This window comes from Pseudomonadota bacterium, from assembly GCA_030860485.1.
GTDB lineage: Bacteria > Pseudomonadota > Gammaproteobacteria > JACCXJ01 > JACCXJ01 > JACCXJ01.
This window is the reverse complement of record JALZID010000394.1, coordinates 1-5766: the sequence shown is the minus strand read 5'-3', so window position 1 is coordinate 5766 and position 5766 is coordinate 1. Positions and strand designations below refer to the sequence as shown.

Annotated in this window: 4 protein-coding genes; 3 read left to right on the top strand and 1 reads right to left on the bottom strand. The window is 64.9% G+C overall.

All coding sequences use genetic code 11. The features are described 5' to 3' along the window. Window positions 1-876: 876 nt before the first annotated feature. From M3461_24220 to M3461_24210, 3 genes are all read left to right on the top strand, one after another. Entirely contained in the window at window positions 877-2112 is a 1236-nt protein-coding gene (locus M3461_24220; GenBank protein ID MDQ3777241.1) for a DUF4331 domain-containing protein, read from the top strand. Window positions 2113-2194: 82 nt separating this feature from the next. Then, the gene (locus M3461_24215; GenBank protein ID MDQ3777240.1) at window positions 2195-3391 is read left to right on the top strand and encodes a hypothetical protein; all 1197 of its coding nucleotides are present in this window, start codon (window positions 2195-2197) and stop codon (window positions 3389-3391) included. A gap of 3 nt (window positions 3392-3394) precedes the next feature. Continuing rightward, on the top strand, window positions 3395-4510 hold the full coding sequence (locus tag M3461_24210; GenBank protein MDQ3777239.1) for a HupE/UreJ family protein: 1116 nt from the start codon (window positions 3395-3397) through the stop codon (window positions 4508-4510). Between the two features lie 63 nt (window positions 4511-4573). Here M3461_24210 and M3461_24205 read toward each other — a convergent pair. Next, window positions 4574-5766 (bottom strand): hypothetical protein (locus M3461_24205; protein ID MDQ3777238.1); only part of this gene is annotated, 1193 nt, incomplete at its 5' end.

Below are 5766 nucleotides of genomic sequence, written 5' to 3'. Positions count from 1 at the left end.
TGGTCTTGAACCCTTTGCGTCGACTGATCCCGACCAAGTCCGCCGAGCGCATGAGGCGCGCCACCCGCTTGTGGTTGACCCGCTCGCCTTCCTCCTGCAGGTCTTCCAGGATACGGGGAACCCCATCTTCTGGCGTTGGGGACCAGTAAGCGTCAGGCGATTCTGACGGCGATTAGCAGCAAAAGCTACTGGCACCTGTCGAAGACCTTGGCGACACACTCGGCGGGAGAGGGGGGCCAAGGGGGCGACTTGTGACCGGGGCCGTTATCGAAGCAAGGATAAAAGAGGGCTACGACCATTCGCTCGCCGCGCGAGCCGCCGCGGGCCATGGCTGTTCCCGTTCTTCCCGCCGACGCATCAGCCGTTCGTACCCGGGACGGTGGACGATCGGATCCGCAATTAAGGCCTCCGGGCCGCGCCGTCCGGCGGCGCGGCCCGCCTTCTCGATGGGACGGCACCACCGCATACGCGATACCGCCGCTTCGTCGAGGCACTCAAGGCGGGCCTCTGAGTCACCGGTGCTCCGACCCCGGGACCCGCCACCGGAGGTCCGGGGGCGATCGAGGATCCGCCACATCCGAGAACCGGTCTTGTGTGTATACGAAAGGCCGGTCTCCAGCGATCGCTTTGTGGTAGTCTTCGCTCCCGTGCCGGTCGGCCGGTTCCGTGGTGGGCGCGCCGTTCGGAGGGGCTGGGCGTGCGCTCCATAGGAGCCCGGTCTGGCAGAGACTGACCGAGGTGTGTTATACGAGGCACGATCACGAATCGCTCTTTTTGATCCCCTCACCCTAGCCCTCTCCCGGAGGGAGAGGGGAGCCGGGGGCGACTTGTGACCGTGGCCGGGTATCGAAGCAACGATAAAAGAGGACTACGACCATGAGTGCTTGCACCAGCCGTTTGCTGAAATCCACGCTCGCCGCGGCAATAGCGGGCATCACCTTCCTCGCGGGCCTGCCACCCAGCAGGGCCGCCGACCATGGCGACGCGCCGTTCGTGTCGGGATCGGCGCGCTCTGGCGATACCGGCGACTCCTTCCTGTTTCTCGATCCCAACGACAACAGCAGGCTCGTCATCGCCATGACCTTGCAGGGGTTTATCCCCGCCGGGGAGGCGGTCAATTTCTCCGTGTTCGACCACCTGCTGACCTATGGATTCGAGCTCGAAACCACCGGCGATGCGAGGCCTGACCGGTTCATTTCCGTCACATTCTCTCGGAAGGTCACCTCGGGCACCACGCCTCAGACCGCCACCATCACCATTCGGCGCGAGCTGCCCACCGTTCGGAGGTTAGCGAGGTTCAGGGCGCCCACGACCCCTTCGAATCTGAGCGGCACCTCGCCCACCCCGGTGGTGACCACGGTGACCACCAGACTCGGAGTCGTTGACTTTTTCGCCGGCGAGGTGGATGACCCCTTCACCTTCGACATCCCGGGCTTTGCCCGTTTCGTCGCCTCGGTGCTCAGGGGCGCTCCCAACCCGACCCTACTGACGCGCGGCCGCGATACCTTCGCGGGCTATAACAACATCGCGATCGCCCTGCGGTTCCCGGTGTCGCTGCTGGGTAATCTAAGGGGTAACACCATCGTCGGCCTGAACGCGACGACCCGGGGCTTTCGCATCGATAGACCTAATCGTCCTGGTAGACCGGATCGGCAGTTGGACCGCTCGGGCAACCCGGCGGTCAATGTGGCGCTGATCCCGTTCCCGCTCAAGGACGCGCATAACCGCGCATCGACCTTGGACGATGCGGCTGGGAGGTTCGCGCCCGCCATCGTCGGGACCCTCCGCGCGCTCGGGACCAACCAAGCCAATATCGACCTGCTCGCGAGCCTGGCCGTGACGAACGGCGATTTTCTGCGCGTGAACCTCGGGATACCGAACACCGGTTTGGGCGGGGGCGATAACCCGCAGGCGGCGTTCCCGAACGGGCGCCGATTGGGGGATGACGTGATCGACACCATCCTTACGGTCGTCACCAACGGTACCATCACCACGGGGACCAGCACCGGACCCAACGAACAACCCTTGCGCGACGTGTTCCCGTTCTTCCCGCCGACGCATCAACCGTTCACGCCCGGCCCGGTGGGCGAGGACGATCGGACCCGCAATTAGGGCTAATGGGCCGCGCCGCCCGGGGCGCGGCCCACCTTCTCGGTGGGGCAGCAGCAGCGGCGCATACGGCGATACTGCTGACATGCGTGGCCTAAGAGGGAGGTCGATCGGGAAGGGCCTCGCCATCCTTCTCGCCGTGATTGGCTTCACCCGGCCTCTCGGTGCGACGCCTTTCATTCCCGAGGGCGACGCGGATGTCCTGGAACGGCTGCCCACGACCTTAGGGGGTGATTCCGGCGAATTGCGTCGACTGCGTGACCAACTCGCCCGCGCACCGACCGATGTGGCGCGGGCCGTAGCGGTGGCGGGCCGGTACATCGAGCTCGGCCAGGTCCAGTCGGACCCGCGCTACTATGGCTATGCCCAGGCCGCCCTGGAACCCTGGTGGGGGCTCACAGACCCGCCCCCGGAGATCCTGTTCCTGCGGGCTGCGATCCGCCAGAGCCGGCATGAATTCGACCCGGCCCTGCAGGACCTGTCCCGGCTTCTGCAGAAGGAGCCCGCGGATCCCCAAGCTTGGCTCATGCGGGCCGTCATTTTCATCGTGCGCGCCGACTACGAGGCGGCCCGGCAAGCCTGCGAGGCCCTCGCGCGACTGCGCAAGGCCTTCCTCGCATTCAGCTGCATGGGCAGCGTGGCGAGCCTCTCGGGTCAGGCCCAGGGCGGTTATGAGCTGCTCCGGCTCGCAGAGGGGCAGTCGCAGAATGCCACGCTGGGCGAGCGGGTAAGGCTCGCGACGCTGCTCGGCAAGACCGCCGAACGTCTGGGAGACTGGGGGCGCGCCGAGGGCCATTTCCAGGAGGCGCAGACGTTAGGCCCCCACGATGCCTATCTGCTCGGGGCGTACGCGGATTTCCTCCTCGACCAGGGGCGCGCGGGAGAAGTGGTCGCGTTACTCCGCGAAGACACGCGGGTCGATGGTCTGCTCCTGCGCCTGACCCTGGCCGAGCGCGAGATCGGCGCGCCGGGGAAGGAGGCGCACATGGAAGACTTGCGGGCGCGCTTTGCGGCGAGCCGGCAGCGCGGCGATAACCTGCACCAGGGTGAGGAGGCCCGGTTCCTCCTGCACCTCGTCGACCAACCTCAGGCGGCGCTCACGCTCGCCAAGGCGAATTGGGCCGTGCAGCGCGAGCCACGGGATGCGCGCATCCTGCTCGAGGCGGCGCTGGCCTCGGGGCAGCCCGAGGCGGCGCGACCGGTCCTCGAGTTGATGGAGCGGACCGGGCTCCAGGACCTCCCTTTGCGCCGGCTCGCGAACCAGTTGGAGGCCAAGAGGTAGACGATGCTGTTTCTGGCCTTGGTGATCGCGTGGTTTTGGAGTGCGCCCGCCGTGGCCCACAAACCGAGCGACAGCTACCTCACATTCACGGTGCGGGACCAGGTCGTGTCCGGGCAATGGGACATCGCGTTGCGCGACCTCGACTATGCGATCGGGCTGGATCCGGATGGCGATGGCGCCATCACCTGGGGTGAGCTCAAGGGGCGCCACGATGCCATCGCGACCTATGCGCTGGGACACCTTCGGGTGTCGTCGGGCGCAGAGCCCTGTGCCGCACAGGTGGAGGAGCAACTCGTCGATCGCCATACGGACGGCACCTACACCGTACTACGGTTCTCGGCACGCTGCGCCGCTCGAGGGCCGCGCCTGGTCCTGCACTACGACCTGTTCTTCGATCTGGATGCGCAGCACCGGGGGCTGTGGCGCGCGGAACACGAGGGACAGACCCAGATCGGGATCTTTGCGACCGATCGCCGCGAGCACACGCTGGCCCTCGACGCCCCCTCCCGCCTCGGGGAGTTCCTGGACTATGGCCGAGAGGGGGTATGGCACATCTGGATCGGCTACGACCACATCCTGTTTCTTCTAAGCCTCCTGCTCCCCGCCGTCTTGTGGCGCAGCGGCGGGCACTGGGTCCCCGTATCGGGATTCCGCCCGGCGCTCACAGAGGTCGTCAAGGTGGTGACGGCATTCACCCTCGCGCACTCGGTGACCTTGAGCCTCGCCGTGCTCGGGGTGATCGCCCTCCCGGCCCGTTTGGTGGAGTCGGCCATCGCCGCCTCGGTGCTCTTGGCCGCGCTCAACAACCTCTATCCGCTGGTGACGGCACGACGCTGGCTGGTGGCCTTCGGGTTCGGGCTCGTGCACGGTCTCGGGTTCGCGAGCGTGCTCCTCGATCTCGGGTTGCCCACCGGTTCTCTGGCCTTGGCGCTCGTGGCGTTCAACCTGGGGGTGGAGTGCGGCCAACTCGCGATCGTGGCGGCCTTCCTCCCGCTGGCCTATGCCGCGCGTCATACGGGGTTATACGCACGCATGGTGTTTCAGGGCGGCTCGCTCGCCATCCTGGTGCTGGCCGCCCTGTGGCTGGTGGAACGGGGTCTGGACCTCAAGCTCCTTTAGCGGACGCCCGGCCCGAGACGGTAGAGATCCTGGACCTTCGACCGGCGCACGTCCCCCCGCCGATCACCGCGAGTCGACTGGTACGAAGGGACGGCGCGCATGACCGGTATATAGCTGGCGCGGCCGGCTGATCTTCTGCGTCGGGTCTTCGATCATTTCCTTCCTGGCGACCGGAGATTCTCCCGTGTCCAAGCCCCGGAGAAAATCAACCATCTCGCCGCGTTGCGAAGGGTCGGAGATGTAAAAGGGATGCGGCGCTTTGTCACCTCGCTTGGGGTCAAGCAGCGCATCCAATCCCGTGACCGAAACATCGTGCAGGAATTTTTCTTTTCTATCCAAATCCAGAAGCAGCGGCAGTGCGAACCCGCGCTTGTCTCCGCGATCACTCGCATCCACGATGATCATCTTGTCGTCAAAGCCACCGGATGAATTTTGAATCGGGCTCAAAGGGGGCCGCTGGCCGAGAACTTCCGGCTGGTAGTCGGGCATCATCTTCTTCATATCGACGAGCATGGTGGGGACCGGCCTGTTCTGATCGACATTGTGGCAACTCGTGCAGTTGTTCCGGAAATGTCCCCGTCCGCGCGCCGACGCCACTGGATCGACCGCCGCGCCCTTCGGGGCCTCGAGCGCGTCGATGTAAGCACTCATGTCGATAAGCTTTTGGTCGTCCACGCGGCGCCCCACGATATTGGCCAACTCGCCAGGTTTTCCCGCCATCTTCGCTTTAACAAAGGGATAACCGGTTACGCCCGTCTCCTTCAGAATCTTCTCGTAACTGTTGGCCAACTCCTCGCCTAGGGTACCCGCTTTGATTTTTAAAAATGCCCGGCCTTCTGGCGTCACCAATGTCGTCGGATCGAGATTCGAGGTGTAAGAGGAATTGCCAATGTTATCCAGGATGGCAAACTCACCTGCCGTGCCATAGGGTGCGGCCAGGTCCTGCCGAAAGAGCGGCGTGTTCACCACTGGATTACCGACGCCATCCTGCGTTTCGTCGAAGGTGCCGGCGGGATAGAACTCGGGGTTCATGAGATAAGCATCGACCTCAGCTTCAGTTGAACCCGGTGTGATGCCCTTTGGCGCTCGCCCGATTGTCTTGCCGCCAAGAACGAGTTGAAGATTCGGATAATAAGCTCGCGAGTTCGCCGCCAGCGCGAGCAACTTGCCGACGTTCAACGTCAGCGCCGCCCGTCCATCCAGGCGCTTCCCGATTGAGCCGGCGCCCGGCATGTCGAACACCGACTTGTCTGAGA

Bases quoted from the DNA above. Each gene is read 5' to 3' on its own strand.
- M3461_24220 (MDQ3777241.1), top strand. From the start codon at position 877: ATGAGTGCTTGCACCAGCCGTTTGCTGAAATCCACGCTCGCCGCGGCA.
- M3461_24215 (MDQ3777240.1), top strand. From the start codon at position 2,195: ATGCGTGGCCTAAGAGGGAGGTCGATCGGGAAGGGCCTCGCCATCCTT.
- M3461_24210 (MDQ3777239.1), top strand. From the start codon at position 3,395: ATGCTGTTTCTGGCCTTGGTGATCGCGTGGTTTTGGAGTGCGCCCGCC.